At 41.2% G+C, this 26,767-nt stretch carries 29 protein-coding genes; 16 read left to right on the forward strand and 13 right to left on the reverse strand.

All coding sequences use genetic code 11. The features are described 5' to 3' along the window. Positions 1–6: 6 nt before the first annotated feature. Genes X919_RS0101900 through X919_RS0101920 form a run of 5 tightly spaced genes read left to right on the forward strand, consistent with a single transcriptional unit; the run spans position 7 to position 3,795 of the window. The gene (locus tag X919_RS0101900; RefSeq protein ID WP_028898796.1) at positions 7–390 is read left to right on the forward strand and encodes a TraR/DksA family transcriptional regulator; all 384 of its coding nucleotides are present in this window, start codon (positions 7–9) and stop codon (positions 388–390) included. Continuing rightward, positions 387–1,052, forward strand: coding sequence for a lipoprotein signal peptidase (locus tag X919_RS0101905; RefSeq protein ID WP_028898797.1), 666 nt, complete (start codon positions 387–389; stop codon positions 1,050–1,052). Before X919_RS0101900 ends, X919_RS0101905 begins: the two co-directional genes overlap by 4 nt. After that, the gene (locus X919_RS14575) at positions 1,036–1,926 is read left to right on the forward strand and encodes a DUF4296 domain-containing protein (protein WP_081759395.1); all 891 of its coding nucleotides are present in this window, start codon (positions 1,036–1,038) and stop codon (positions 1,924–1,926) included. The genes X919_RS0101905 and X919_RS14575 overlap by 17 nt, the downstream gene beginning before the upstream one ends. Next, positions 1,923–2,129, forward strand: coding sequence for a hypothetical protein (locus X919_RS0101915; RefSeq protein ID WP_028898798.1), 207 nt, complete (start codon positions 1,923–1,925; stop codon positions 2,127–2,129). Before X919_RS14575 ends, X919_RS0101915 begins: the two co-directional genes overlap by 4 nt. Next, positions 2,113–3,795, forward strand: coding sequence for a dipeptidase (locus X919_RS0101920; RefSeq protein WP_051502366.1), 1,683 nt, complete (start codon positions 2,113–2,115; stop codon positions 3,793–3,795). The genes X919_RS0101915 and X919_RS0101920 overlap by 17 nt, the downstream gene beginning before the upstream one ends. Positions 3,796–4,543: 748 nt before the next feature. On the opposite strand, the gene X919_RS0101930 is transcribed toward X919_RS0101920, so the two are convergent. After that, the gene (locus tag X919_RS0101930) at positions 4,544–5,473 is read right to left on the reverse strand and encodes a hydrogen peroxide-inducible genes activator (RefSeq protein WP_028898800.1); all 930 of its coding nucleotides are present in this window, start codon (positions 5,471–5,473) and stop codon (positions 4,544–4,546) included. Positions 5,474–5,726: 253 nt separating this feature from the next. Here X919_RS0101930 and rbr point away from each other — a divergent pair, with 253 nt between their 5' ends. Further along, a complete protein-coding gene (gene rbr, locus X919_RS0101940; protein ID WP_028898802.1) occupies positions 5,727–6,380 on the forward strand; it encodes a rubrerythrin in 654 nt (217 codons plus the stop codon). Between the two features lie 148 nt (positions 6,381–6,528). Here the strand turns inward: rbr and X919_RS16390 are convergent, their stop codons facing one another. From X919_RS16390 to nusB, 5 genes are read right to left on the reverse strand one after another with little or no spacing between them, the layout of a single operon-like run. Then, positions 6,529–6,972 (reverse strand): DUF5606 family protein, encoded by a 444-nt coding sequence (locus X919_RS16390; protein WP_004379320.1) that lies wholly within the window; start codon positions 6,970–6,972, stop codon positions 6,529–6,531. A gap of 37 nt (positions 6,973–7,009) precedes the next feature. Next, on the reverse strand, positions 7,010–7,579 hold the full coding sequence (coaE, locus tag X919_RS16395; RefSeq protein WP_028898803.1) for a dephospho-CoA kinase: 570 nt from the start codon (positions 7,577–7,579) through the stop codon (positions 7,010–7,012). 2 nt (positions 7,580–7,581) lie between these two features. Then, positions 7,582–8,562, reverse strand: coding sequence for a CdaR family protein (locus tag X919_RS0101955; RefSeq protein ID WP_028898804.1), 981 nt, complete (start codon positions 8,560–8,562; stop codon positions 7,582–7,584). After that, positions 8,555–8,875, reverse strand: a complete 321-nt coding sequence (gene yajC, locus X919_RS0101960) for a preprotein translocase subunit YajC (protein ID WP_028898805.1) — start codon at positions 8,873–8,875, stop codon at positions 8,555–8,557. The genes X919_RS0101955 and yajC overlap by 8 nt, the downstream gene beginning before the upstream one ends. After that, positions 8,872–9,852 (reverse strand): transcription antitermination factor NusB, encoded by a 981-nt coding sequence (gene nusB / locus X919_RS0101965; RefSeq protein ID WP_028898806.1) that lies wholly within the window; start codon positions 9,850–9,852, stop codon positions 8,872–8,874. Before nusB ends, yajC begins: the two co-directional genes overlap by 4 nt. Positions 9,853–10,065: 213 nt before the next feature. On the opposite strand from nusB, the gene X919_RS0101970 reads away from it, so the two are divergent. Genes X919_RS0101970 through X919_RS0101980 form a run of 3 tightly spaced genes read left to right on the forward strand, consistent with a single transcriptional unit; the run spans position 10,066 to position 11,683 of the window. After that, complete coding sequence (locus X919_RS0101970) at positions 10,066–10,674, forward strand: 50S ribosomal protein L25/general stress protein Ctc (RefSeq protein ID WP_028898807.1); 609 nt, start codon at positions 10,066–10,068, stop codon at positions 10,672–10,674. 9 nt (positions 10,675–10,683) lie between these two features. Further along, positions 10,684–11,292, forward strand: coding sequence for an aminoacyl-tRNA hydrolase (gene pth, locus X919_RS14580; protein ID WP_036916730.1), 609 nt, complete (start codon positions 10,684–10,686; stop codon positions 11,290–11,292). After that, positions 11,267–11,683, forward strand: coding sequence for an RNA-binding S4 domain-containing protein (locus X919_RS0101980; RefSeq protein ID WP_028898808.1), 417 nt, complete (start codon positions 11,267–11,269; stop codon positions 11,681–11,683). Before pth ends, X919_RS0101980 begins: the two co-directional genes overlap by 26 nt. Before the next feature lie 400 nt (positions 11,684–12,083). Here X919_RS0101980 and nifJ read toward each other — a convergent pair whose 3' ends face one another. The 4 genes from nifJ to pheS form a co-directional block, all read right to left on the reverse strand. Continuing rightward, positions 12,084–15,671 (reverse strand): pyruvate:ferredoxin (flavodoxin) oxidoreductase, encoded by a 3,588-nt coding sequence (gene nifJ, locus X919_RS0101985; RefSeq protein ID WP_028898809.1) that lies wholly within the window; start codon positions 15,669–15,671, stop codon positions 12,084–12,086. A gap of 54 nt (positions 15,672–15,725) precedes the next feature. Continuing rightward, on the reverse strand, positions 15,726–16,913 hold the full coding sequence (locus tag X919_RS0101990; RefSeq protein WP_028898810.1) for an ATP-binding protein: 1,188 nt from the start codon (positions 16,911–16,913) through the stop codon (positions 15,726–15,728). Positions 16,914–17,137: 224 nt separating this feature from the next. Next, positions 17,138–17,911 carry a gliding motility protein GldB-related protein gene (locus X919_RS0101995; RefSeq protein ID WP_028898811.1) on the reverse strand — a complete coding sequence of 258 codons (774 nt, stop codon included), beginning with the start codon at positions 17,909–17,911 and terminating at the stop codon, positions 17,138–17,140. A gap of 236 nt (positions 17,912–18,147) precedes the next feature. Beyond that, positions 18,148–19,188 (reverse strand): phenylalanine--tRNA ligase subunit alpha, encoded by a 1,041-nt coding sequence (pheS, locus tag X919_RS0102000; RefSeq protein WP_028898812.1) that lies wholly within the window; start codon positions 19,186–19,188, stop codon positions 18,148–18,150. A gap of 186 nt (positions 19,189–19,374) precedes the next feature. Here pheS and X919_RS0102005 point away from each other — a divergent pair, with 186 nt between their 5' ends. The 3 genes from X919_RS0102005 to X919_RS0102015 are packed head-to-tail and all read left to right on the forward strand — an operon-like array spanning position 19,375 to position 22,020. Further along, positions 19,375–20,229, forward strand: coding sequence for a DUF4348 domain-containing protein (locus X919_RS0102005; protein WP_028898813.1), 855 nt, complete (start codon positions 19,375–19,377; stop codon positions 20,227–20,229). A 10-nt stretch (positions 20,230–20,239) separates the two neighbouring features. Then, positions 20,240–21,253 carry a UDP-N-acetylmuramate dehydrogenase gene (murB, locus tag X919_RS0102010; protein ID WP_028898814.1) on the forward strand — a complete coding sequence of 338 codons (1,014 nt, stop codon included), beginning with the start codon at positions 20,240–20,242 and terminating at the stop codon, positions 21,251–21,253. After that, on the forward strand, positions 21,250–22,020 hold the full coding sequence (locus tag X919_RS0102015; protein WP_028898815.1) for an MBL fold metallo-hydrolase: 771 nt from the start codon (positions 21,250–21,252) through the stop codon (positions 22,018–22,020). Before murB ends, X919_RS0102015 begins: the two co-directional genes overlap by 4 nt. On the opposite strand, the gene X919_RS0102020 is transcribed toward X919_RS0102015, so the two are convergent. Genes X919_RS0102020 through X919_RS0102030 form a run of 3 tightly spaced genes read right to left on the reverse strand, consistent with a single transcriptional unit; the run spans position 22,013 to position 22,835 of the window. Next, positions 22,013–22,255 (reverse strand): hypothetical protein, encoded by a 243-nt coding sequence (locus tag X919_RS0102020; protein WP_028898816.1) that lies wholly within the window; start codon positions 22,253–22,255, stop codon positions 22,013–22,015. The two genes, X919_RS0102015 and X919_RS0102020, sit on opposite strands and share 8 nt — an antisense overlap. Then, positions 22,252–22,608, reverse strand: coding sequence for a phage holin family protein (locus X919_RS0102025; protein ID WP_028898817.1), 357 nt, complete (start codon positions 22,606–22,608; stop codon positions 22,252–22,254). The genes X919_RS0102020 and X919_RS0102025 overlap by 4 nt, the downstream gene beginning before the upstream one ends. A 5-nt stretch (positions 22,609–22,613) precedes the next feature. Beyond that, positions 22,614–22,835: a YtxH domain-containing protein gene (locus X919_RS0102030; protein ID WP_028898818.1), complete on the reverse strand. Its 222-nt coding sequence runs from the start codon at positions 22,833–22,835 to the stop codon at positions 22,614–22,616. Between the two features lie 251 nt (positions 22,836–23,086). Here X919_RS0102030 and X919_RS0102035 point away from each other — a divergent pair, with 251 nt between their 5' ends. The 4 genes from X919_RS0102035 to X919_RS0102050 all read left to right on the forward strand — a co-directional run bounded on the left by X919_RS0102035 (position 23,087) and on the right by X919_RS0102050 (position 26,720). Then, positions 23,087–23,575 carry an SPOR domain-containing protein gene (locus X919_RS0102035; protein ID WP_028898819.1) on the forward strand — a complete coding sequence of 163 codons (489 nt, stop codon included), beginning with the start codon at positions 23,087–23,089 and terminating at the stop codon, positions 23,573–23,575. A gap of 35 nt (positions 23,576–23,610) precedes the next feature. Continuing rightward, positions 23,611–24,045 (forward strand): Holliday junction resolvase RuvX, encoded by a 435-nt coding sequence (gene ruvX, locus X919_RS0102040; RefSeq protein WP_028898820.1) that lies wholly within the window; start codon positions 23,611–23,613, stop codon positions 24,043–24,045. A 132-nt stretch (positions 24,046–24,177) separates the two neighbouring features. Further along, positions 24,178–24,741: a peptide deformylase gene (gene def, locus X919_RS0102045; RefSeq protein ID WP_028898821.1), complete on the forward strand. Its 564-nt coding sequence runs from the start codon at positions 24,178–24,180 to the stop codon at positions 24,739–24,741. Between the two features lie 11 nt (positions 24,742–24,752). Beyond that, a complete protein-coding gene (locus X919_RS0102050) occupies positions 24,753–26,720 on the forward strand; it encodes a tetratricopeptide repeat protein (protein WP_028898822.1) in 1,968 nt (655 codons plus the stop codon). Positions 26,721–26,767 lie beyond the last annotated feature (47 nt).

A 26,767-nucleotide genomic window follows, 5' to 3' on the forward strand; every position in this document is an offset into this window, starting at 1 on the left:
TGATCTATGGAGAAGAAAACACGTTATTCGGATGAGGAGTTGGAGGAGTTCCGCACCATCATTAATGAAAAGTTAGACGTTGCACGCAGAGAATATGCCGCAATGATGAGTCAAATCATGAATAGGGATGGCAATGGTGTTGATGACACGTCGCCCACCTATAATAAAGTGCTCGATGATGGTAGTGCCAATCAAGCGAAGGAAGAGCTTATTCAAATGTCTCAGCGTCAGCAGAAGTTTATCCGGAGTTTGGAAGCTGCTTTAGTTCGTATTGAAAATAAAACGTATGGTATAGACCGCGTCACAGGTGAGTTGATAGCCAAAGAGCGGCTTCGCATTGTGCCGCATGCAACGTTGAGTGTTGCATCGAAGAATGCACGAAAGAAATGAATAGAAATGAAACGTTAAGAAATGGGTGTTTATCTTTGCTTTTAATCTTGGTTATCTTAGTGATTGATCAACTGATTAAAATCGAAGTGAAGACCCATTTTTCCCTTGGTGAATCGGTTCGCGTAACCAATTGGTTCTATCTTAGTTTTGTTGAAAACAATGGCATGGCCTATGGCATGACGTTCTTCAACAAGATTGTTCTGAGTTTGTTCCGTATCATTGCACTGATTGCTATCGGTTGGTACATGTGTCAAGTGGTGCGACGCAAGCATTCAAAGGGCTATTTGATTGTGCTGTCAATGATATTTGCTGGTGCTGCAGGAAATATATTGGATTCCATGTTCTATGGGCTCATCTTTGATGCTTCTTCGCCCTATACTGTTTCACAGTTCGTGCCCTTTGGTACAGGCTATGCTTCGTTTCTGCATGGAAAGGTAGTCGACATGTTCTACTTTCCACTCATTGTGACGACTTATCCCGACTGGATGCCTTGGAAGGGTGGGGAAGAGTTTGTGTTCTTTGCGCCGGTGTTTAATTTTGCAGACGCTTGCATTTCTGTTGGAATTGTTATCTTTTTCTTGTTTTATAGGCATGAAATGGAAGACATTTCAGCTTCTTTTAAGAGCTATTTTAAGAGAGATTCGCATGATAAGCGTGCTTAAAGCGATACGTGTTGGGCAGATGCTTTGTGGGCTTTGCTTTGCACTCTTGTTCTTGATGGCTTGCAAACCCTCTATCCCGAGCGAATATTTGCAGCCCGATGAGATGACGAATATACTTTATGACTATCATCTTGCGAGTAGCATGGCAGAGCTTTCGTCGAATGATGCGGCTAACACGCAGCAATATCGTGCCGCTGTATTGAAAAAATATGGTGTGACACAGCAACAGTTTGACGCCTCTTTGTCCTATTACATGCGACATACTGAGCAACTAAAAGCCATTTACGAGCAGCTTAATGAGCGCTTTACCAACGAAGCCTCAGCTTTGGGTGCATCGGGAGGTGCGAGTGATATGAATCAGTTCTCGGCCAATGGTGATACAGCCAATGTGTGGCATGGTGATGCTGGGTATGTGTTGAGCTTGCAAAAGCCATTTCAGCTTTATTCTTTTGCGCAGCAGGCAGACTCATCCTTCCATAAAGGCGACATGCTGATGCTTAATTTCGATGCCAATTTCATTTTCCAAGATGGCAATCGTGATGGTGTGGCTATGTTGTCGGTGCAATTTGCCAATGATAGTATTGCCTCGCAGGTGGTGCACATCACGACGGCCAATCACTATAGCCTCATGCTGCGTGATGATGCTCGTTTGGGCATCAAGGCCGTGCGCGGGTTCTTTATGTTGTCGCAGGGGCAGACTGAAGGTGAGAGTGAAACAACGATGAAGATGATGTTTATCACACGCATTAGCCTGTTGCGCATGCACACCAAGGCTCAACCTGCCGCAGCACCTCCCGATTCGATTGCCAACCGGCGCGACTCGGTTTTGCCACCCCCACAGCCCACACCACCTCTACCAATGTCCACGCGGTGAAGCAACGTTTCGCTTTTCATGCCGTTACATGCGACGACGGAACCATTGTTTCGCCTGCGCTTGTTGAATTGGAGGACGGCTATGTGGTGGCTTGTCAACCATTCGCCTCAGAGCCTGCCATGACCATTTGGGTGGGTGGAGAGGCCTTCATTTACAAACATAGATTACGATTTAAACCCCATAAAAATGAGACACACTTCTAAGCATTGCGCCCGTTTGAGTGGCGCCCTGATTTTCGTTGCACTCCTTGTGCAAACCTTGTTTCCACTTCGCAGCCGAGCTTGCACCAACCTCATCGTGGGCAAGAAAGCCAGCGTTAACGGAAGCGTCATTTGTTCCTATAATGCCGACGACTACGGCATGTTCTTAGGGTTGGCACATTATCCGGCAGGCACACATGCCAAAGGCGAGATGCGCCAGGTTTATGGTTGGGATAACCACGTTTATCACGGCCAGATACCCGAGGCGCCCGTCACCTACAACGTGATTGGCAATATCAACGAATATCAACTGACGATTGGCGAAACCACCTATGGCGGGCGCGAAGAGATGATCGACTCGACGGGAATTTTAGATTATGGCAGCCTCATTTATATCACATTGCAGCGTTCGCGCACGGCTCGCGAGGCTATAAAGGTGATGACGACGTTGGCCAACACCTATGGTTTCAATAGCAGTGGCGAGACGTTCACGCTCTGCGACCCCAACGAAGCTTGGATCATGGAGATGATGGGTTGTGGCCCGGGTAGCAAGAAAGTGGTTTGGGTGGCGATGCGCATTCCCGACAATGCCATTTGTGGGCATGCCAACCAGAGCCGCATAGGAAAATTCAATCAGCACGACAAGCAAAATGTGCTCTTCAGCCCCAATGCCATCACTTTTGCGCGTTCTAAGGGATGGTTCACGGGCAAGGATGCCGATTTCTCTTGGAAACAAGTCTATGCTGCGCCCGATTTCTCAGGTCGTCGTTTCTGCGATGCGCGTGTGTGGAGCTTCTTCAATCGTTTCTCCGACGATTTCTCGCGCTATCTGCCTTGGGCTTTGGGCAAAGATGCAGAGGCTGAGGAGATGCCGTTGTGGATTGTGCCCAACCGCAAACTCAGTGTGCAAGACGTGCAGGCTGCCATGCGCGACCATTATGAAGGCACGCCGTTGGCCATCGATTCAACCGATGTGGGCAGTGGCATTTGGCAGATGCCCTATCGCCCCACGCCGCTGTTCTATGAAGTCGATGGCAAGCGCTATTTCAACGAGCGACCCATCAGCACGCAGCAAGCCGCCTTTGCCTTTGTGAGCGAGATGCGCGCATGGTTGCCACGCGAGATTGGCGGCGTGTTGTGGTTTGGCAACGACGATGGCAACATGGTGGCTTACACGCCCGTTTATTGCGGAAACACCGTGCAGCCCGAGTGTTACAACACGCCGGGAGCCGACGCGGTGACCTTCTCGAATAGGAACGCTTTTTGGGTGTGCAACTGGGTGAGCAACATGGTTTATCCGCGTTATGCGCAGCTGTTTCCCACGTTGCGCGCCGTTCGCGACAGCCTTGAGCAGAGTTATTTTGCGCAGCAACCCGAGGTGGAGCGTCGGGCGCAAGCCCTATATGCCACCAACAAGGCGGCTGCACTGCAACAGCTCAACGGCTATAGCAATGAGCAGGCGCAGCGCATGCTTGAGCGGTGGAATCAGTTGGCCGTCTACCTGATTGTGAAATACAACGACATGGTGGAGAAGCCCACGAAGGATGGCCAATTTTTACGCACCAAGGCGGGTGTGGGTGCTCGGACGAAGCGGATGGGCTTTCCCGCTCCTTTTGCCAAGAAATTGGTTGACGAGGCTGGCGACCGATACCGCATGCCGCAGCAATAGGCGTTGGAGCCACCTTTCTATCGCAATTTGGAATGAAGTTTTTAGGCCGATGCTTGTTGAGTGCATGCGTTGCATTTGCCATGGTTCTCAGCTTGTTTTTTTGTTTCGACAGCCCCAGTCTTGCCACCAATCTTGTTTGTCTCGCGGGCTGGGCGGCTCTTTGGAGCATAGCGCTTTATGCGTGGTGGCTCAGGCGTTGACACCATTGTTTGACACCATCATAAGGCAGGCGTGCTAACGTCTGCCTCATTTTTTGGCTTGCTGGAGTTCCTGCAGCCCCATTTTTTTGCTTTTTCGCCGTGACTTACGCGTAAGCAACCCTGCTTTTTGATTTTTCGCCTCGACTTACGCGTAAGCAGCCCTTCTTTTTGATTTTTCGCCTCGACTTACGCGTAAGCAGCCCTTCTTTTTGATTTTTTGCGTCGACTTACGCGTAAGCAGCCCTTCTTTTTGATTTTTTGCATCGACTTACGCGTAAGCAGCCCTTCTTTTTGATTTTTGCGTCGACTTACGCGTAAGCAGCCCATCTTTTTGATTTTTTGCGTTGACTTACGCGTAAGCAGGCCATCTTTTTGATTTTTCGCGTCGACTTACGCGTAAGCAGTCTTGCTTTTTGATTTTTCGCATCGACTTACGCGTAAGCAGCCCTGCTTTTTGGTTTTTTGCCGTGACTTACGCGTAAGCAGCCCATCTTTTTGATTTTTCGCCGTGACTTACGCGTAAGCAGCCCATCTTTTTGATTTTTCGCTTAAATGCGCTGTTGCACCTGCTTCAGCTTGAGCATGTCTTTGGGAACGGATTGCTGAATTTCGGCAACGATGAGCGCGCGCAGGTTTCGGCGCACAAAGTCTTTGGTGTTGATCATGGCGATTTCGCGCACGGGGATGGGGATGGCGAAGGGCCGAACCAGTTTTTTCTGTTCTTCGCTCAGTTGTAGCACGGCCAGCTCCGGTATGAAGGTCACGCCTTTTCCGCTCTCCACCATGCGCATGAATGTCTCGATGCTCCCCAGTGAATAGGCCTTTTGGCTCTCTTTCGCCTCTTTGAGTTGGCAAAATTTCACTAACTGGTCGCGAAAACAGTGGCCCTCATCGAGCATCCACAGGTATTCGCCTTTGAGGTCGGCCGTGCGGATGACATGGTGCTGCGCCAATGGATCGCTCTCGGCCACATAACCAAAAAACTGCTCAAAAAACAGGTGTGTCAGTTCAAATTCGTCGCGCATGCCGTCTAATTCGGCCAAAATTCCCACATCGATGCTGCCTTTTCCGAGCGCCTCTTTAATTTCGTGCGTTTTCATTTCGCTAATTCTCACGTCCATCTCGGGGTGTTTCTGCATGAGTTGCGGAAAGAAACGCGGGATGAGATAGGGCGCGATGGTGGGCAGGATGCCGATGCGGAAAGTGCCCATGAGCGAATATTTCTCTTCTTCAACAATCTCTTTGAGCTGTTTGGCCTCTTTCAAAATCTTCCAACTCTGGTCGATGATGCGCTGCCCAATCTCGGTGGGCGTGATGGGTTGCTGTTTGCGGTTGAAGATTTTCACCCCTAGCTCATCCTCTAATTTCTGAATCATTGAACTCAGTGTGGGTTGTGTCACTTTGCAGCTTTCGGCCGCTTTGGCAAAATGCTGCTGGCGATAGACGGCCATGATATATTCTAATTGTTGTAGCGTCATAGGGCGTGTGATGTTTTTAAATTCCACCCAAAGGTACTAATTTTTGGGGAGGCGGAGGGTGGGGCAGGGCAATTTTACAAAAAAAATGCAGCAAAATACCTACTTTTAGGTATTGCAGGGAAGCCTTTTCTACTGCGCATTTAAGCTTTCTTATAGATTTATTCAATCGAAATATAGATGGAGGCTCTTGCGTCTCTCCATATTTTGCCCTATCTTTGCACTCGTAACAAGATAACATTTATACAAAAACATTATGAAGAAAAAATTTATTTGCACCGTTTGTGGTTACGTTTACGAAGGCACTGAAGCTCCTGCAGAGTGCCCCATCTGTCATGCTAAGGCTGACAAGTTTAAGACATTCGACCCTGCAGCTTTGAAGGGTACCAAGACCGAAGAGAACTTGAAAGTTGCTTTTGCAGGTGAGAGTCAGGCACACACGAAGTATCTTTACTATGCTTCAAAGGCAAAGAAAGATGGTTATGAGCAGATTGCTGCCATCTTCGAGGAGACGGCTCGCAATGAGAAAGAGCATGCAAAAATGTGGTTTAAGTTCTTGCACGAGGGCGATATCCCTACAACAACAGCCAATCTTGCCGATGCTGCGAATGGTGAAAACTATGAGTGGACCGATATGTATGCTGAAATGGCCAAGGTAGCTTTAGCTGAAGGCTTCCCCGAGATTGCAGCAAAGTTCCGCGGAGTGGGTCAGGTAGAGAAGCACCACGAGGAGCGTTATCGCAAGTTGTTGGAGAATATCGAGGAAGGTATTGTGTTCTCTCGTGACGGCGATCGCATTTGGCAGTGCCGCAATTGTGGACATATTCACATTGGTAAGACTGCTCCAGAGAAGTGCCCTGTGTGCGACCATCCTGAGAGCTTCTTCCAGCTTAATCCTGAGAATTATTAAGCAGCGGATGATAGGAAATAAAAGAAGGCTGGGCATGTTGCTCGGCCTTCTTTTTAAAACAGGCATAGATTGTGCGCCAATCTATGCCTGTTTGTTTGCAAACCACGCTGTTTTTGTTTTGTAATAGCGTGGTGTTTGGCAGCGCAGTTTATTCAGCTGCTTGGCGGTTGTCAATGTTGTCGCCCTCGGTCGGTGCCAGCACTTCTTCAAAATTAGTGATGCCCGCCTTCACCAAGAGGTCATACCATTGCAGCAATTTTTTGATGTCGCTGTCGTGAACGCGGTCTTCATCGAAATTAGGAAGCACTTCGGCAAAGTAGGTACGCAGTTCCTTTCCGTTAGCTTTACGATAGTTCAGCGAGCTTTCCTTTCCTTCTTCCTTTTTGCAAACGCTGTCGAGAACTTTCCAAAGTGGAATGTCCTCTTCGGTTGTATAAATGGCAATGTCGCCCAAACTGGTTACACGATCGGTTGCAAAAGCCGGAATGCGCTTGTGCGTTTCATCCAATGCTTCAACAATCAAGTTCATTTTTCCTCGTGAAACGAGTTTATACAAGCCAGGTTTCCCTGCGATAGAGAGAATTGTTTCCATATTCTTTATTGTTATTTTATTGATGTGATGAATAAATCTAAATCCATTGTAATAGGGAGCGAAGCTGTTGTTTCAAGTCTGCTTGCCCATCATTTCTAATGATATAGTCGCATTGTGCGATGACTTCTTCTTGCGCCATTTGGCTTGCAATCCATGCTTCGGCTTGTTCGCGTGAAATGTGGTTGCGTTGCATGATACGTGCAATACGCACGTCAAGCGGAGCGGTTACGCCAATGATTTTGTCGATGTGAAGGCGGCGATAGAAGCCACTTTCAAAAAGGATAGCACTTTCAAACCAATGCAGCCCACTGCTTAGAAAATCGGCAGCAACAGCAGGATGAACAATGTTGTTGACGGCCATTTTATGTTGTTCGCTCTGCAGAATGAAAGTGGTTAGCATTTCCTTTTGCAACTTACCCTCTTTAAATAGGCAGTCTCCAACCAATTGTTGTAATTGAGTTTGGATGGCAGGCTGTGTCAGAATGATGCGTTTGGCTGCAGCATCGCAGTCGTATACCTCGATGTTCTCTTCGAGCAGTAGCTGGGCTACAAAACTTTTTCCGCAGCCAATGCCTCCGGTGAGAGCTATAATAGGGGTTGCATGCATGATTATTGTTGTTCGATGAGGTAGTCGACTTGCTGAATTTCTAATGTGGGGCGCGCTACGTCTGTCGGATATTTCTTTATCCTAATGTTACATTTTTCAGCAGGATGTGCCATAATATCTTCGTAGTCGGCAGTAACAATAAACTGGTCTGCTCGCAATTTTCGGAACTTACTTACGCCAATAGTGAAATTCACTTTTACCTTTGAAGGGAAAGTCCTGAGAACCTTTCCTGCAGGCATATTAATGGCTGTGATAGGTACTTCGATGCTTTCTTCTGTGAGGATATCAGGATAGATACCCATTTTAATGCGCTCAGGAACAATTTTGACTCCTCGAATGCGCTGCACATCAATAGTCTGCATGATAGTATCACCAATATTTTTAATATTTAGAGGTACTGTCGTTAGCCACTGAATACTGTCTAACAAATGTTTGTTGGCGTAGATGGTGACATAGCTTGGCCAGAATTTGATCTGCGCAATATGATAGCTTTTTGCCGCTTCAATCGTACCTAATAACTTTATGGGTACTCGTTTGGCTTGTCCGTAGTTAAAGAAAAAAGTAAGTTGGTCGGTCTTGATAGATGTTATCTTTGAAGAACCATACAAAATTGCGTAAAGACTGCGGTGAAGATCGCCCACCATGATTTTTCCTACACCTGTTGCTTTATTAGCATATTTATTGAAATCGATATTAATAGGTTGCAGCCTCCCCCCATATGTGTAGCCTAAAAGTGCAAAACCCTTATCGCGCACGGTGATATCTAATGTGTTAGTAATGTTTTGGGTGATAACAACATTCTGAGGTACATTGACTATCTTTATGGGGATATGGATTTCCTTATCATAGTTTTGGTTGAGTGTTAAAACGAGCCAAAACATGCTGCTTAGGAAGAGAAAGAAAACAAAAATGAGAAACTCCCGATTGAAATATTTCAATAAGAAGTTTCCCAAATCTTTTATATGTGTGGTGTATTTACGCATTAGGTATAGGCGCAGAAGCGTCCTCAAAAACGTAATTCTTGTTAACGGTTACAATGGTACCGCGTGCAATCTCTAAATCAATTGTGTTGTTTTCGAGGTTGACGTGTTTAATGGTGCCATAAATACCACCAGCAGTGACGACTTTTGTTCCTTCTTGAAGTGAATTTTGGAAAGCCTTTATCTTATTTTGTTTCTTTTGTTGTGGGCGAATCATGAAGAGCCAAAAAATAACTAACACGGCACCCATCATGATGAAGATGCCCATTCCGCCTCCTTGTTGTTGCATGGCTGCTGTCAATAAAAATGTGTTCATTGCTTATCTTGTTTATTATTATTGTTTACTTTTACTTTTGTCTCTTTCGCTCTAATGGGCTTCAGCATGAGTCTGTTGTCAACCAAGAAGTGTGCAATCGCATCGAGCATGCCATTGATGTATCCGCCACTACGTGGTGTGCTATAGATTTTTGCTAAATCAACATATTCATTGATAGTGACACTTACGGGAATGTTGGGACATGTTAGCATCTCTGCGATAGCAATTTGCATAATCACAACATCCATGTAAGCTAATCTACTAAAGTCCCAATTGCGACTGGCTTCACTCATATATTGTTGATATTGCTCAGCATTGAGCAACGTTGCTCTGAAAAGTTTGCTTGCAAAATCTCTGTCTTCTTCATCTTTGAATTCAGGTAACAACTCTTGGTTGGCACCATTCTCGGGTTTGAAACGCTTAATCGTCTTGAGTACAAAGGTGTCGACCACTTCACGATCATCATTCCAATATAGGCTCTTCTCTTCTAAGACTGCATCAATATCAGGGTTACCTAAAATAAGTTGCTTATAAATCTTTCGCCACAATTCCTGGTCATCCTCGTAGCTACTATCAATAATGCCCATATATTCGTTGTAGGGCTCGAAGGCTTCGATTTTATCGCATAAGCTACGCACTACCTCAATATTATCTTCCCAAGAAAGTTTTTGTGTTTCAATATTCTTGAGTAATGCCTTGTTCTCTTCGAGTTGTAGTGCAAATTTATTATCAATAAACTTGGTTGAGGGTGGCACAGTTCCTTCACGTTCTGCACGTTGTGAAGCTACTTCTACGCGTTTGCGTTCCTCTTTCGCAATAGCGACAATCAACTGTAGCAAATGGTTGTACAAGTCATAAGCTTTTGATAAACTAAAGAAAAGTTCCTTTTCCGCTGTATCAATATTTCTATTTCCATTTTGATAGAACGCATAGGTTAGTTGCACAACCTTTATTCTGATAAGTTCTCGATTAATCATTCTCTAATAATTATATGTTTTCTGTACCTAAAAAATCTTTTCTGCAAAATTAGTTAATTCGCTTTGTCTTTGCAAATAAAAGCATTCCTTTTCGATGTTTTTTAAAAGAAATTTGCATAGTCAATAAATTTACTATACCTTTGCATGGCTTTCCGAGAGCAATCTCGTGTGATGGCGAATTAATAATAATTTTTAATTTAGAGTAACACAATTATGAAAGAGATTAATGTGGCAGGTCAGAAGCGTGTAGACCTTGGTAAAAAAGCTTCTAAAGAATTGCGTAAACAGGGCTTTGTTCCTTGTAATTTGTATGGTGAGAAAAAGAACGATAAAGGTACTCCTGAGGCTCTTTCGTTTGCACTTCCGTTCAGCGAACTTCGCAAGTTGATTTATACTCCTCACATTTATGTGATTAATCTTGAGATTGAGGGTAGTCATCACACTGCTATTTTGAAGGAGGTTCAGTTCCATCCAGTTACTGATGCTCCTTTGCATGTAGACTTTTACGAGGTAAATGATCAGAAGCCTATCACAATAGGTATTCCTGTGAAGTTGGTTGGCTTGGCACAAGGTGTACGTGATGGTGGTCGTATGAATCTTTCTATCCGTAAAATTAGTGTGACTGCTCCTTATCAGCAGATACCCGAGCACCTTGATATTGATGTAACTGCATTGAAGATTGGTAAGAGCATCAAGGTTGGCGAATTGTCATTCGAGGGCTTGGATATTGCAACGAGCAAGGATGTTGTTGTATGTTCAATTAAGATGACTCGTCAGGCGCAACAAGCTGCGGCAGCTGCTACAGAAGCAACTGAAGGATAGTGAGTAGGCATGGATAAATACTTAATTTGTGGCCTGGGAAATCCTGGAGATGAATATCAGGAGACTCGCCATAATACAGGTTTTATGGTATTGGACGCTTTTGCTAAAGCGTCCAATATTCTTTTTTCCCCTCAGCGTTATGGTGATATAGCAACGCTGATGCTCAAAGGGCGGAAAGTGTTTTTGCTGAAGCCTACAACTTTCATGAATTTGAGTGGGAATGCCGTTCGTTATTGGCTTAACAAGGAGAATATTGATGAAAGTCGTCTCTTGGTAGTGAGCGACGACCTTGCGTTACCTTTAGGCACATTCAGGCTGAAGGCATCGGGTAGTAATGGAGGCCATAATGGCTTGGGGCATATACAGCAGTTGATAGGTGATAATTATGCTCGTTTGCGCATGGGTATCGGTAGTGATTTCTCTCTAGGGCAGCAGGTGGATTGGGTCTTGGGTCATTATGATGATGATGACAAAAAGCTGCTTGCACCAGCGATAGAAACGGCAGTGGCTATCATCCAATCATTTGTGTTGTCGGGTGTCACAATTACGATGAATCAATATAACAAATTAGGAAGGAATAGAACTTGTAAACATGGAGACTCAGCAAGCAAGAATTGATAAATGGCTTTGGGCGGCTCGATTGTTTAAGACACGTTCGATGGCTGCTACAGCGTGTAAAAATGGGCGTGTGCAGATAGGCAATCGTGCGGTGAAACCTAGCTATATGTTAAAAAATGGCGATGTTGTGCAGGTGAGAAAACCACCTGTAACATTTTCCTACAAGGTACTACAATGTATCGAACAACGCGTGGGTGCAAAACTCATTCCTGAGGTTTATGAGAATGTGACAGACTCCAGTCAGTATGAGCTTTTGGAGATGAATCGGATTAGTGGATTTGTCAATCGCGCTCGAGGCACAGGTCGTCCAACAAAGAAGGAACGGCGTGCCCTTGATGCTTTTATCGATGAGGATGACGGACTGTTTGATGGGGAGGAATTTGACTTTTAAAATTACAAAAGGTCAAATACTAAATCTTGATGATAATGGCATGCAAATGAGTAACCTAACAATGGGAGCGTGAACGCTTTCAAGCAAAATAATATAGGTAATTGCCGATTCTATATCGTTTTTATTATTATGTAAAAAACGTGTTTGTATTTATCCTTCCTTCTAAAGTTCTCATTCCAAGTGTTCAAAAATAAAGGATAGAAAAAGGGTTAAACTCCTAACACTTGAGAAAGGGCTCTTTTTTGTTTTACCCTTAGCTGTTATTTCCATCAGCTGAAATGGTCTTTTAAAAGTGTATTGCTTTTAGAATAGTACATGTTAATACAAAAATTGAGGACTTGCACAAGCCATGTGTAAGTCCTCAAAATTATAGTGGGCATAAGTGTTGATGCCTTATGTATTAAGCTTCTTCGCTCCAGTCTTCTTTACTCTTGCGAACATAAGTCTGGTAACGCAACTTAGCCATCTTCTCTGCTTCAGCAAAGAGCTCTTCGGCCTCTGCGGGATAAGCCTTTGCTACTGAAGAGTAGCGTACTTCGCCCAGAAGGAATTCGCGGAAGTCAGCAAAATTTGGCGCTTTAGAATCTAATTGGAAAGGATTCTTTCCTTCATCGGCCAAACGTGGGTCGTAGCGCCATAAGTGCCAATAGCCGCAATCTACAGCGAGTTTCTCTTCATTTTGGCTACGTCCCATGCTACGTTTCATGTTTTTCGTACCCTTGATACCATGGTTGATACAGGGAGAGTAAGCAATGATAAGTGATGGTCCAGGATAAGCCTCAGCCTCTCTAATGGCTTTGAGAGTTTGGTTGTTGTCTGCACCCATAGCTACCTGTGCTACGTAAACATAACCATAGGTCGTTTGCATCAAGCCTAAATCCTTCTTGCGAATGCGCTTACCCCGTGCAGCAAACTGTGCAATGGCACCCAATGGGGTTGATTTAGAGCTCTGACCACCTGTGTTAGAATAAACCTCAGTATCGAGTACGAGGATATTGACATCTTCACCAGTTGAGAGTACGTGGTCAAGACCGCCATAACCAATGTCATAGGAAGCACCATCTCCACCGATAATCCATTGACTGCGTTTAACGAGATAGTGGTTAAGAGTCTGCAGCTCTTTGCAGACATCACAACCTGCAGCTGCCCCCTTTTCGATGAATGGCTTCAAAGCTGCAGCTGCTACTTTCGACTCGTCAGCATTGTCTTTATTGTCAATCCAGTTTTGTGCAGCTGACTTGAACTCGGCAGGAGTCTTGTTGTCTGCTATGAGATTGTTGAGCAACTCTACGATGCGCTCACGCATTTTCTTGTTACCCATAGCCATACCTAAGCCAAACTCGCAGAAGTCTTCGAACAATGAGTTGTCAAATGCGGGACCTTGTCCTTTTTCGTTTGTGGTATAAGGCGTTGAAGGTATAGAGGCAGAATAGATAGATGAACAACCAGTTGCATTAGCAATCATTTCGCGATCACCAAAGAGTTGTGAAACCAATTTTACATAAGGTGTCTCACCACAACCCGAACATGCGCCTGAGAACTCAAACAAAGGTTGAGCAAACTGGCTGTTCTTTGGACTCTGTTTGATGTCTACAAGGTCTTGCTTGCTCTTAACACTCTTCACCATGTATTCCCAGTTGGCTTCTTCCTTCTTCATATTAGGATCGTCAACATTAAATGGAGCCATAACTAAAGCCTTTTCGCCTTTCTTACCTGGGCAAACGTCTGCACAGTTTCCACAACCTAAACAGTCAAGCACATCAACCTGAATGCGGAATTGCATACCTTTGAGCTGTTTAGGTGCAAGAATATCCATGGTAGTTCCTTCGAAGCCAGCCTTTTCGTTTTCATCCAACACAAATGGGCGGATGGTTGCGTGAGGACAGCTGTAGGCACACTTGTTACACTGAATACAATTATCAGCATTCCAAACAGGAACGAATGCTGCAACACCACGCTTCTCGAATGCAGCTGTACCATTCTTCCATGTTCCATCGACAGTGTTGTACTTTACAAAGTCAGAAACCTTTAAAAGGTCGCCAGATTGTGCATTGATAGGACGTACAATCTCTTTAATAAATGCAGGAACATCGCCATTCTTATTTTCGTCTATGGGCAAATTACTCCATGCAGAATCAACAGTAAGCTCTTTATATTCCCCACCACGATCTACAGCTGCATAGTTCTTATCGATGACATCTTGTCCCTTCTTTCCGTACGACTTCACGATGAATGCCTTCATCTGCTCAACTGCAAGATCAGTAGGTATAACCTTTGTTATGCGGAAGAATGCAGATTGAAGAATGGTATTGGTACGATTGCCCAAACCAATCTCTTGCGCAATCTTGGTTGCATTGATATAATAAACCTTGATATTGTGCTTTGCAAAATAAGCCTTCACTTTGTTGGGAATGAAGTTAACGAGCTCATCGCCTTCGAAAATGGTATTCAGCAGGAAAGTCCCATTGTCGCGTAAACCACGTGTAACGTCGTACATATGGAGGTAGGCTTGAACGTGGCAAGCTACAAAGTTAGGTGTATTAACCTGATAGGCTGAATGGATGGGCTCATCTCCGAAGCGAAGGTGTGAGCAAGTAAATCCTCCCGATTTCTTAGAATCGTAGCTGAAATAAGCCTGACAATATTTATTAGTGTTATTACCGATAATCTGGACAGAGTTCTTATTTGCACCAACAGTTCCGTCTGCACCAAGACCATAGAATTTTGCCTCATACAAGCCGTCGCCACCAAGAGGAATTTCTTCTACTTCGGGAAGTGAAGTGAAAGTAACATCGTCAACAATGCCCACTGTAAAGTGATTCTTAGGCATCGGCAATTCGAGGTTATTGAACACGGAGATAATCTTTGCAGGCGTTGTGTCCGACGATCCCAAGCCATAACGGCCTCCAACAATTAGAGGTTTCCGCGGGTCTTCGTAGAGTGCGCTCTTCACATCGAGATACAAGGGTTCACCTTCAGCACCAGGTTCCTTTGTACGATCGAGTACAGCAATACGCTTCACGGTCTCAGGAATAGCTTTACGAATAGCTTCAACAGAGAATGGGCGATATAGGTGTACTGCAACCATACCTACTTTCTTACCTTGTTTTACAAGATAATCGATAGCTTCACGTGCAGGCTCTGTTGCCGAACCCATTAGGATGATGATATTCTCAGCATCCTTTGCACCATAATAATTAAAGAGATGGTACTCACGGCCTGTAATCTTAGAAATCTTCCCAAGATATTTCTCTACGATTTCAGGGATGCAATCGTAATACTGATTCGAAGCTTCGCGATGTGTAAAGAATGTCTCTGGATTTTCTGCTGTACCACGTGTCACAGGGCGTTCTGGTGTTAAAGCGCGGTCACGGAACTTTTTGATAAATTCTTGATTTACCAAAGGCCGAATATCTTCCATATCCATCTCCTCGATTTTATGATATTCGTGAGAGGTACGGAAGCCATCGAAGAAGTTGATAAATGGGACTGAACTTTCCAAAGATGCCAAATGAGGTACAGCAGAAAGATCCATAACCTCTTGTACAGAACCAGAACAGAACATGGCAAAACCTGTCTGGCGGCATGCCATAACATCTTGATGATCGCCAAAAATACAGAGTGAATGAGAGGCTAATGTACGTGCAGAAACATTAAATACGCAAGGTAGTAATTCACCTGCAATCTTATACATGTTAGGAATCATTAATAGCAATCCTTGTGATGCAGTATAAGTCGAAGTTAAAGCACCAGCTTGTAATGAACCATGAACGGCACCTGCAGCACCACCTTCCGATTCCATTTCCTGTATTGAAACAGTCTGACCAAACAAATTTTTACGGCCTTTTGCAGACCATTCGTCTACATGCTCTGCCATTGGAGATGACGGAGTAATAGGGTAGATGGCTGCAACCTCTGTGAACATATAGCTGATATGCGCAGCGGCTGTGTTGCCATCACATGTGATAAACTTTTTTTCTTTAGCCATTTTATTGAAAATTAAATGAATGTTTTTGTATATCTAAAATCTATTTGTTATTATTTAATATAAGAAGCCGAATAACCATAGCGGAATAGAATTACCTTGTCCGACTTCAATATTATAATCTGCATAAATTGTGTCTGAATGGCGACGATGTTTTTGCTCGTTCAGCACGTCTTGAATTTTAAATTTGTATCTATTGTCTACAGTAAAATAGTGGTCGTGTGAAGCTTGATTTACATGGTGGTCTTTCCAAAGTGAATTTACAAAAAAGGTGTTCATAACCTCTTGTTCATCAAATAATAAGGGATAGATAGCATAAAGTAAATTTGGATTATGCATCATTACCTTACTTGGTTTCTTAGGAAAATCTTGTCCAACAGGATAAATCATATTAATAAGACGAGCATCAGCTAAATACTTGATATAATTCATTACTGTTGCACGACTAGTATCTATCTCCTCTGCTAAGTTACTTATGTTGGGGGTCTTTGAACCCTCAAGAGCCAATAAATAAAATAATTTCTTTATTTTTGTAAGGTATTTTAAATCAATCTGCTTGATGAGTAGTATATCTACCTCAGTCATCATGTTCATCGTCTTCAATAAATTTTCAGAAAAATTACGCTGTTCTAAGAAAAATGGATAAAAACCATGATGGAGATATTCTTTAAAATAATCTAATAAGGTGGTGCTTTGCAATATTTCTTTAGCGATGTGCTCATGTTGTTGTAAAATATCCTCAAGCGTATAAGCATGGAATGTTTTACCCGTGCGAAGATTTAGAAATTCGCGAAATGAAAAACCTCTGAGATTATAGCTTCTAACTATATTATTCAGTTCTGGATTCTCTTCTTTTAGGCGCATTACACTACTACCTGTAAAAATAATCTTCAATTGAGGATAGCAGTCATAGCAAATTCGTAATTCCTTGCTCCAATTCGGTTGTTTGAAGACCTGATCTATAAGCAAAACCTCTCCGCCACGGTTTACGAATTCACCTGCAAATTCTGCAATACCTTTACTTTGAAAATAAAAATTATTCATATTAACATAAAGGCATCGATAATCGTTTGCGCCAAATTTCTCTTTCGTATATTGCAATAAAAATGTCGTCTTCCCTACGCCACGCGTACCCTTTATCCCTATAAGGCGATCATTCCAATCAATTTCATCCATGAGAGAACGTCTTACGGCATCTTGGGTATGTTCTACCAAATAAGTATGTGTCCGAAAGAAAGCTTCCATTATCTTGCCACTATTTTGTTAATTCTAAATGTGCTGCAAAGATAACAATTATTTTCTTATTTGCAAACTCGGCTTAGCAAAATTTGCATAATAAATTAGTTCAGCTATTCTATTGTAAAGGATTGCTATATTATTTGTAATAAGCATTCCAATCATGCTCTTTTATTTAATAGGTATATTCGATAGATTTTGTTGAAACAGATGATAGGTTATGGTGTAAAAACTTATTGCTTGAGTAGTTCGTTTATGGTTAGCTTGTCGTGCTGTTTCATGTATTTTTCTATAGCTTTCACACCATTTGTGTTGAAGGTCTTGCGCCCAACAAGTCTATTTGTAATGTACATGAGGCGTGCTGTGTGCATATCCTTTGCATATTGGCTACTATCTTCTATATTTTTCATGGGGTAAAGACTCATTAAATAGAAAAAGATGCAATCGGGTGTGATGTATTTGCGTGCCATTGTTGATCGTTGGTTTGCATTATAATATTTTTGATAAAGGGGGTAATTGGAGCCAAGATATTTGTCTAATGATATTCCAATGAGTTGGTCACCAACAATAATGCTTTGATCAAAAGCGCCAATTTGTGTGTAAATAGTGGGAATAGTAAAGCCTTTTACTTCTTTTTGGGCTTTTGCAAATGCTTTTGTCATTTCTTGTTTGATATCATCCATATTACTATATTGTTCCTCCACATCTGCAATTAATTTTTGCAATATGGTGTCTTGATAGTAATTGAGAAGCTTGCTATTAATGTCGGGTTCGTAAACAGCGCCTAAATTTAAAACATTTTCTATGAGCATTTTTGTTTCTACAGGGTATTCGGTGTTCATTTCTTGTAAGGCAGAGAAATCTCCTGTTGTAAGATAGCGACTTTCTAAACGATCATAGCGAACGACTTCTACAGTCTTTCCTATGGTAGAATTATCTTTCAGTGCCCAGTCACACGCTGCGCAGAGTAAAACAAAAGCGAATAATATGTATTTTAAATTTTTCAACAATAGATGCGTGTTTTAATTCTTTTTGCAAAAATACTAATAAATATTATTTTAAGCAAACTTTCCAATAAAATAATTTAAAATACGATATTCTTATCCTGTTTTCTCATATAATCATCATGGGGAAGTTTATGTTTGTCATGGTTATGATGTTTTGGTGCAGAATTTTAATAAAATTGTATCTAACAACGATATCGATAGAGGGTATCTTCGATATTGTTGTTAGATGAATAAGATTACAGCGCAGAAGTAAATTGCTTTAAGAAACGCACATCATTTTCAGAGAATAGTCGCAAATCATTAACGCGATATTTTAAATTTGTAATTCGTTCTACCCCCATACCAAAAGCATAGCCACTATAAATAGAACTATCAATACCGCAGGCTTCTAATACATTAGGATCCACCATGCCGCAACCTAATATTTCAACCCAGCCTGTATGTTTGCAAAAACTACATCCTGTACCACCACAAATATTGCAAGTGATATCCATTTCAGCACTTGGTTCTGTAAAAGGAAAATAACTCGGACGTAAGCGAATTTTTGTATTTGTACCAAACATCTCGCGTGCGAAGGTAAGGAGTACTTGTTTTAAATCAGCAAAACTTACATTTTTATCCACATAGAGTCCTTCAACTTGATGGAAGAAGCAATGTGCGCGAGCACTAATCGCTTCATTACGGTAAACGCGACCAGGGCAAAGTATACGGAATGGAGGTTGATGAGTCTCCATATAATGAGACTGATCACCAGATGTATGTGAACGTAGCAAGATATTTTTTGTAACATCGTTAGGATTACTTTGTTCAATAAAGAATGTATCTTGCATATCTCGTGCAGGATGGTCTGGAGCAAAATTGAGCATGGTGAACACGTGCTTATCATCATCTATCTCAGGGCCATCTGCCATAATAACCCCCATATGCTGGAAAATCGAAATAATTTCATTCTGAACAACAGTGAGTGGATGACGTGTGCCTATGGCTATAGGGGCTGGTGTACGTGTGAGATCATATGTGTCATGAAGTGACTCGGAACAGGTAAGAGACTCTTTTAGTGTATTAATCTTTTCCGTAGCTACTTGCTTTAGTTCATTAATTTTCATGCCGATGGCCTTTTTTTCATTACCAGCTACGTTTCTAAAGTCAGCCATGAGTGCATTAATTTCACCCTTTTTACTGAGATATTTTAATCTCAATTTTTCTACATCTTCGGCATTCTTAGCCGTTAATTGATTCACTTCGTTAAGAAGCGATGCTATTTTTTCTAAAAGCATATTGTTGTATATCGTTGTTGTTTCAAAAACTATTGATGCAAAGTTACGTATTTTACCTGATACTTGAGAATGTTAATCTGTAAAAATCCAACTGTGTTCTTTTTTTCAATCACTTTATTGTTATAGTCGGAATAATATTGTAATTTTGCACATAAGAATATAGCAAAAAAGATAACTAATATTGTTATGAGAAAAGGAATACTCTATGGTTCTGGATTACTAATTTTATTGTTTTCCCTGTTTTCTGCTGAGGCATGCTCTGATAAGAAGACAATCAAGGAGGATAGTGTGACGATTGATACAGGAAAGACAGATTCAACTTCTGCGGATACATTAGAAACCTTGCTTAGTGAGCAGCCTATGCCTAAAGCAGCAGATGAATTGTTTGATGATTTCTTTTTTAATTTTTCCGCTAATAAGAAATTGCAGAGAAAGCGTATCTCTTTTCCTTTACCTGTTTATGAAAACGGGAAAGTCGTCAAGACCATTACAAAAAGTAATTGGAAGATAGATAATTTCTTTATGCGCCAGGACTTCTACACATTGATATTTGACAATGTAAAACAAATGAAAGTTGTAAAGGATACAACGATTAATCATGTTGTAGTTGAGAAGATATATTTAAAGAATAAATCTGTCAAGCAATATTTGTTCAATCGTATTCATGGAGAATGGAAACTAACTTCTCTGAATATCCATCCAATGGGGCAAAACAGCAATGCTTCATTTTTGCATTTTTATCAGCGCTTCACAACAGATTCTGCATTTCAGATGCGTAGTATACACGATCCCTTGTATTTTGTTGGACCAGATCCAGACAATGATTTTAGCAATACTTCTGGAACGTTATTGCCAGAACAATGGCCATCTTTTGCCCCAGGATTGCCACATGCCCTCATCTATAATATTATTTATGGGCAAAAATACACGGAGAGTAACCAAAAGATTTTCGTCATTCGTGGTATTGCGAATGGGTTGGAGACAGAATTAACATTCAAAAGATTGGGAAAAACTTGGAAGCTGATGAAGCTTTCTATGTAATGCGTAATCAATGGTTGATAAGAGAAACTATTGTTTGTTGGCACACAACACTTTTGGCATTTCTGCCAGATGTAATCGGTTTTTAGAATACGAATCTATAGCCGAAGCACAGGCTATAGCCCATATTTTAAATATTTCAACAGAGCCTTTGCTATTGTTGGGTGCAGGTAGTAACTTATTATTAAAGGCTGATTTCCAGGGTATTGTAGTTCATTCTGCTATTAAGGGGATTGCTGCTACAACAAATGGTGATGAGGTTATCGTGCGCTGTGGTTCTGGAGAGCTATTTGATGATGTCGTGAGTTTTTGTGTAAAACATGGCTATCATGGAGCTGAGAACTTATCTTTGATACCAGGTGAGGTTGGGGCAAGCGCTGTACAAAATATTGGTGCCTATGGAAGTGAGGTTAAAGATATAATAGATTCTGTAGAGGCCGTTAATTGCAATACTGGCGAGGTTGTAACTATCGCATGTGCTGATTGTGGTTACTCTTATCGAAATAGTAAGTTTAAGCATGAATGGAAAAATCATTTTCTAATTACGCATGTATCTTATCGTTTTTCAAAGATATTTCAACCGCATTTAGATTATGGTAATATCCGACTTGCTTTGGCTAAAAATAATATTATAAATCCATCAGCGGAAGAATTGCGTCAAACAATTATTACAATTCGCAGAGAGAAGCTTCCTGATCCTAAAGTACTTGGTAATGCAGGAAGTTTCTTTATGAATCCTCTTGTTGATAAACATTTTTTTAAGCGTCTACTCGCATTGTATCCTGCGATGCCCTTTTATAAGGTTGAGGAAGCTGTCTATAAAATTCCTGCAGCGTGGCTTATTGAGCAATGTGGTTGGAAAGGAAGATCTTTAGGACCTGCATGTGTTTATGAGAAGCAGGCACTTGTCTTAGTAAATTTAGGTGGTGCAAAAGGTTCTGATATTGTTGCTTTGTGTAATGCAATTGTCAATGATGTGGAAAGAAAGTTTGGTATAGTTATCCATCCAGAAGTGAATATTGTATGAAGATAACATTATTGGGGACAGGAACATCTCAAGGGGTTCCTGTCTTAGGTTGTCAGTGTGAGGTGTGTAGGAGCAGTGATAGTCGTGACAAGCGTTTAAGAACTTCAGCCTTAGTAGAGATTGGAGATACACGTATTTTGATAGATTGTGGTCCCGATTTCCGACAGCAGATGCTGAGATTACCATTTAAAAAACTCGATGCAGTACTGCTTACACATATCCATTATGATCATGTTGCAGGGTTGGATGATTTGCGTCCCTTTTGTTGGATAAATGCTGTTAATGTTTTCGCGCAGCAAGATGTAGTAGATTCTTTGCACCAGACAATGCCTTATTGTTTTCCTAAGGCAGGAACGCTCTATCCTGGCGCTCCCGAACTTTATTTACATACTATCGTTGCACATCGCTCTTTTAATGTAGGTAGAGTGTCAATTACACCCATTCAGGTGATGCATGGCAAATTACCTATTTTAGGGTTTCGTATAGATTGTATGGCATATATCACTGATATGAAATCAATGAGTGAAGCAGAGTATTCTCTATTGGAAGGTGTAGAATTCCTAATCATAAATGGTCTACGTTGGGATGGTTCTCATCATAGTCATCAACTTATAGGTGAGGCAATTGCCTTTTCAAGACATTTCTCTGATATAAAAGAAGTTTATATCACCCATGTGACCCACGAGGTTGGTTTGCATCACACTGCACAACAACTATTACCCGAACATGTGCATCTTGGATATGATGGCGAAGAGATTGTCATCTAAACTTTTTATATAATTTCCATCCTAAGATAGCGCCATCCAAAATGTTTGTCCCTACATTAAAAAGGCCTATAAGACGTTTAGATGTGGAGGCATTTTTTTGAAAGGCTTCTGCTGGTTTGAGTAACTCTTTCCAAAGGTAGGCTATTTGCTGCTCATTTTTATGCAAATCAATTTGTAGCATTTCTTTTTGGTAGCGAATGTCCTCTAATGAATTATATTTTTGAGTTAATTTCATACCTTTTTATCTAAGAGTAAATTTGCAAGGAACCTAACCAAGGGTTTCTCTATCCATTGATGGCGGAAGATAAAGCAAATGAAAAGTAATACGAGGTAGCTTCCTCCGACAATACTGAAAGCTATAACGTTCCCAACAATAGATGATAAAGAATAGGATACAGCAAAGCTTAAATAGATGCAGGCCAACATCAATAGCACTACTATAATGGCTGCAATCGTTATAGCAGTGATAAGTTGAACAATCTTATCCACTACATCAAGCTTTATATATTGTTGTTGTAGCCCGATGTAGTGTTTAAGTGACTCGATAAGTTGTCCTATTGTTTCTATATTTCTGTCGTTCGAGAACATAAATATTAGTCAACTATCGCATCAGTCGATGCATCTTTGATGTCTTCAACGAAATCGTTAACCTCTTTTCTGGTCAATTTGAGATTATGCTTTTTGCAAAAATCATCCAAAGTATCAGCGATACGTTCACGTGTATCAGTACCTTTTTCAGGTGCTACTAATAAACCTAATGTGGCACCAGCGATGGCTCCTCCTAAGAATGCACAAATGTAACCTAAAGTTTTCATAAGCTAATTTTTTATATTTGTTCAACAATGAATATAAGTGCTATATTATATAGCGTTAGAAATATGAAGCAAATATACAATATTATTCTAATTCTCCCAAGTATTCGCTGTTCATTTTTTGTTAAATATGGCGTAAATATCTTATTTAACAAACTTTATGCGCTATAGCGTAATCTTTTTATAAGATATTTTGTACTTTCGCAAAATCTAATTAGAGATTATAAGTTGAATTTTTTAACAAATAAGAGATGATGAAAAAAACTCTTGTATTCTGTTTAAGCTTGTGTGCCTTAGCTGCATTTACGAGTTGTGGCTCCAGTGAAAGTGCATATAAAAAAGCTTATGAGAAGGCGAAGGCGCAGGAGGCTGCGCAACAATCAGAAGAGCCTCAAACAACAGCTCCTGTAGTAACACCTTTAGAACAAAAGAGTTCTACGGAAACAACCGTTGTGGACAATGTGGATAATGCTGTCGTACGGCAGGAGAATTATAGCGTGGTCTCAGGCCCTGTAGTTAAAAACTTCGGTGTAGTTGTTGGGTCGTTCTCTTTAAGAGCAAATGCAGAAGGGGTACAAAACACATTGCGTAACGCAGGATATAATCCCTCTATTGTTTTCAATCAGGAGCGAAATCTCTATCGTGTGGTGGCAGCATCTTACGATAGTAAGGCTGATGCTGTGAATAGTCGTAATACTTTGCGTGCAAAGTATGCTGATGCATGGTTGCTTTTCAAGAAATAAAGGAAAGTATCCTTCGGGTAATTTGAAATTGAACAATGGCACGCGTCCTTTCCATTGATTACGGTAAGAAGCGTACAGGTATAGCAGTGACTGATTCGTTGCAGATTATAGCTAACGGGTTAGTCACTGTTGCAACTCCTGATTTGATGACATTTCTTTTGCAATATGTTGTAAAAGAAAGTGTCGAGGAGATTGTCGTCGGATATCCAATGCAGCCTAATGGTGCACCAAGTGAGAATCTTCAACGGGTAGAACAATTTGTAAAACGCTGGCGAAAGCTGCAACCTACTATTCCTATTGTTTATTATGATGAGCGCTATACTTCTGTATTAGCCCACAGAGCAATTATTGAGAGTGGAATTAAAAAGAAAGTGCGTCGTGAAAATAAAGGACTGGTAGATGAGATTTCTGCAACGATTTTATTGCAAGATTATTTACAATATAAGCAGCTTTGTCAAAAGCATGGTTAGAAAGTATCCATGAGCTTGCATAAAAGTAATGCTTTTGGTTTTTAATATAGTGTATTTTTCTATCAAAAGTGATGTATATGCTAACTTAAAAGTATCTGTTTTTGTGTAATATGAAAAATAAGGAATAAAAGAATGGTATTACCTATATATATATACGGGCAACCTGTGCTACGCAAGGTGGCACAGGATATAGATGAGAATTACCCAAACTTGAAGACTCTCATCTCTGATATGTTTGATACTTTAGCAGAAAGTAATGGTATAGGTTTAGCTGCACCACAAATAGGGTATGATATTCGCGTCGTCGTAATGGACTTAGATGTGATGAAAGAAGATTATCCTGAATATGCGGGTTTGCGGAAGGTTTATATCAATGCACATATATTGGAATTTGATGAAAATGCACCAACAGAAACAATGGATGAGGGTTGCTTATCTTTGCCAGGATTGGCAGAGCGTGTTGAGCGTTATACACGTATTAAAGTGCGTTATCAAGATGAAGATTTTCAGGTGCATGAAGAATGGGTTGAAGGATTTCTTGCTCGTGTGATGCAGCATGAGTTTGATCATTTGGAAGGGAAAATGTTTATAGATCATTTGCCTGTTTTGCGAAAACAGATGATAGCGGGTAAATTAAAAGCTATGCTAAAAGGGAAATTCCGTTGTAGCTATCGTACAAAGATTGTGAAAAAATAAGGAGTTTTTATTTGCGTAGAATTCTACTCATCTGTAGTCTACTTGTAACCTTTATAGCTAATATTCATGCTCAATACAATATTGAGCGGTTATTGGAAGCTTGTGAAACAGCTTTGGGTTATCAAGATTATGTTGTTGCTATTCAGTATTGTAACAACATAATATCTAATCGCCCCAATCTTTATCGTGCATGGTTTTACAGAGGTGTTGCAAAGCAGAGCCTGGGTGATTATCAAGGTGCAGCTAATGATTACGACAATGCCATACAGTTAAATCCTTATGTCCATGAACTATTTCGGGCGAGGGCTGCTAATAATTTGAGCTTGAAGCAATATGGAGCCGCTGTGAAGGATTATACTAAGGCAATAAGCTTGCAGCCTGATGAACGCGAATATTGGTTCAATCGTGCATTAGCAAAGTTCTATCAGGGTGAAATTATGCAATCTCGTTTGGATTTAAATGGGATTATGAAGCGTTGGCCTGATTTACCTAATAGCTATTCTCTAATGGCTGAAACCTATCTCAGAGAGAATAAGGTGGATAGTGCCAAATTATGGTTGGAGCGTACTTTAAAGCGTAATCCCTATGATGGGAGTTCATGGTCGGTATTGGGAAGAATATATTTGCAACGTAATTCTTGGTCGCAGGGGAATGATGCTTTTTCTCAAGCTATACATTACCTGCCAAAGGTGGTTAATAATTATACTTATCGTGCTATGTGTCGTGTGAATCTTAATCAACTGCGGTTGGCAATGGAAGATTTTGATAAGGCAATAGATATGGATCCCAATAGTTTTTTGGCTCATTATAATCGTGGTCTCTTGCGCATTACTGTGGGAGATGATAATCGTGCTATACAGGATTTTAGCTTTGTCCTGCGTCATGAGCCACGGAATCTCCAGGCTCGTTATAATCGTGCGCTTTTGTTAGATAGAGTAGGGGATTATAGGTCTGCGATAGATGATTATACAGCTGTTTTAAAACAGTTTCCTAATTTTTGGATAGGTTTACAGAACAGGGCACGTTGCTATCGTCGACTCGGTATGGTAAATAAGGCCGAAATGGATGAATTTCGTTTGCTCAAGGCGCAGTTGGATAAACGGAATGGAGTGCAACAACGCTGGAGTAAAGCTAAGCTGCGGAGTGTGCGTCGATTGAATGATTTTGATATTGAAAAGTATGATCAATGGATAGAATTGCCCGATGAAGTATCGACAACAGAATATACAAGTAAGACAAGAGGGTATGTACAAAATATAAAAGAAAGTGCAGATTTAATGCCTATGTTTACATTATCTTATCACAAATATCGTAATGGACTCACAGAGTTATCCTTAGGAAATAGTGATGTAGAGGTTTTTAACCAGAATAAGTTGGTAGGGCAGTCTATTTATATCTCATGTAGGCGGAATCGTTTGGAAGGAGATAGAACTTCATCAGCTTTCAGTATTCAAGCTAAATTGACACAACAATTAGCTTCTTATCTTTCTCCGAAGGATCGGAGTGTATTGTTGTTACAGCGTGCCATTGCCTACATGGATGTTTATGATTATACTGCTGCGCAACGCGATTTAGATTCATGTTTAGTCGCAGATTCAACTATGGGGTTGGCATATTGGCAGCAGGCAGTATGCACAATGGAGTTGCTCAAACAAAAATCAATAAGAGGCGAGGAACAGAATTTGTTGAGAAAGAAAGCAATTAGTGGACTGCAAATAGCCAAAAAATTGTGTAAGGAGTCATCTTATATCATTTATGATTTAGCTAATATTTATGCTGACTTAGGTGATTATCAACAAGCAATAAGTCTTTATACGCAGGTACTATTGACACATAATAAATTGGCTGAGGCTTATTACAATCGAGGTATATCATACATTTTATCTAACCAGAAAGCTAATGGGCTTGCTGATTTGAGCAAAGCTGGTGAGGAGGGTTGCTATGAAGCCTACAGCCTCATGAAGCAATATGGAAAATAGCGTTAGTCGAAGAGCTAGAATGGGAAATATAAAAATAGTAGATTCAA

Origin of the sequence: Prevotella sp. HJM029 (assembly GCF_000599605.1) — a bacterium.
GTDB lineage: Bacteria > Bacteroidota > Bacteroidia > Bacteroidales > Bacteroidaceae > Prevotella.

Excerpts from the sequence above, each read along its gene's own strand:
- nifJ (WP_028898809.1), bottom strand. The coding sequence starts at position 15,671 with ATGGCTAAAGAAAAAAAGTTTATCACATGTGATGGCAACACAGCCGCT.
- X919_RS0101990 (WP_028898810.1), bottom strand. The coding sequence starts at position 16,913 with ATGGAAGCTTTCTTTCGGACACATACTTATTTGGTAGAACATACCCAA.
- X919_RS0101970 (WP_028898807.1), top strand. The coding sequence starts at position 10,066 with ATGAAAGAGATTAATGTGGCAGGTCAGAAGCGTGTAGACCTTGGTAAA.
- X919_RS14575 (WP_081759395.1), top strand. The coding sequence starts at position 1,036 with ATGATAAGCGTGCTTAAAGCGATACGTGTTGGGCAGATGCTTTGTGGG.
- X919_RS0102015 (WP_028898815.1), top strand. The coding sequence starts at position 21,250 with ATGAAGATAACATTATTGGGGACAGGAACATCTCAAGGGGTTCCTGTC.
- pth (WP_036916730.1), top strand. The coding sequence starts at position 10,684 with ATGGATAAATACTTAATTTGTGGCCTGGGAAATCCTGGAGATGAATAT.
- def (WP_028898821.1), top strand. The coding sequence starts at position 24,178 with ATGGTATTACCTATATATATATACGGGCAACCTGTGCTACGCAAGGTG.
- rbr (WP_028898802.1), top strand. The coding sequence starts at position 5,727 with ATGAAGAAAAAATTTATTTGCACCGTTTGTGGTTACGTTTACGAAGGC.
- X919_RS0101905 (WP_028898797.1), top strand. The coding sequence starts at position 387 with ATGAATAGAAATGAAACGTTAAGAAATGGGTGTTTATCTTTGCTTTTA.
- X919_RS0101900 (WP_028898796.1), top strand. The coding sequence starts at position 7 with ATGGAGAAGAAAACACGTTATTCGGATGAGGAGTTGGAGGAGTTCCGC.
- murB (WP_028898814.1), top strand. The coding sequence starts at position 20,240 with ATGGTTGATAAGAGAAACTATTGTTTGTTGGCACACAACACTTTTGGC.
- X919_RS0101980 (WP_028898808.1), top strand. The coding sequence starts at position 11,267 with ATGGAGACTCAGCAAGCAAGAATTGATAAATGGCTTTGGGCGGCTCGA.
- X919_RS0102020 (WP_028898816.1), bottom strand. The coding sequence starts at position 22,255 with ATGAAATTAACTCAAAAATATAATTCATTAGAGGACATTCGCTACCAA.
- X919_RS0101930 (WP_028898800.1), bottom strand. The coding sequence starts at position 5,473 with ATGACGCTACAACAATTAGAATATATCATGGCCGTCTATCGCCAGCAG.
- X919_RS16390 (WP_004379320.1), bottom strand. The coding sequence starts at position 6,972 with ATGGAAACAATTCTCTCTATCGCAGGGAAACCTGGCTTGTATAAACTC.
- pheS (WP_028898812.1), bottom strand. The coding sequence starts at position 19,188 with ATGCTTTTAGAAAAAATAGCATCGCTTCTTAACGAAGTGAATCAATTA.
- X919_RS0101955 (WP_028898804.1), bottom strand. The coding sequence starts at position 8,562 with ATGCGTAAATACACCACACATATAAAAGATTTGGGAAACTTCTTATTG.
- yajC (WP_028898805.1), bottom strand. The coding sequence starts at position 8,875 with ATGAACACATTTTTATTGACAGCAGCCATGCAACAACAAGGAGGCGGA.
- coaE (WP_028898803.1), bottom strand. The coding sequence starts at position 7,579 with ATGCATGCAACCCCTATTATAGCTCTCACCGGAGGCATTGGCTGCGGA.
- X919_RS0101920 (WP_051502366.1), top strand. The coding sequence starts at position 2,113 with ATGAGACACACTTCTAAGCATTGCGCCCGTTTGAGTGGCGCCCTGATT.
- X919_RS0102025 (WP_028898817.1), bottom strand. The coding sequence starts at position 22,608 with ATGTTCTCGAACGACAGAAATATAGAAACAATAGGACAACTTATCGAG.
- X919_RS0102005 (WP_028898813.1), top strand. The coding sequence starts at position 19,375 with ATGAGAAAAGGAATACTCTATGGTTCTGGATTACTAATTTTATTGTTT.
- X919_RS0102030 (WP_028898818.1), bottom strand. The coding sequence starts at position 22,835 with ATGAAAACTTTAGGTTACATTTGTGCATTCTTAGGAGGAGCCATCGCT.
- nusB (WP_028898806.1), bottom strand. The coding sequence starts at position 9,852 with ATGATTAATCGAGAACTTATCAGAATAAAGGTTGTGCAACTAACCTAT.
- X919_RS0102035 (WP_028898819.1), top strand. The coding sequence starts at position 23,087 with ATGAAAAAAACTCTTGTATTCTGTTTAAGCTTGTGTGCCTTAGCTGCA.
- ruvX (WP_028898820.1), top strand. The coding sequence starts at position 23,611 with ATGGCACGCGTCCTTTCCATTGATTACGGTAAGAAGCGTACAGGTATA.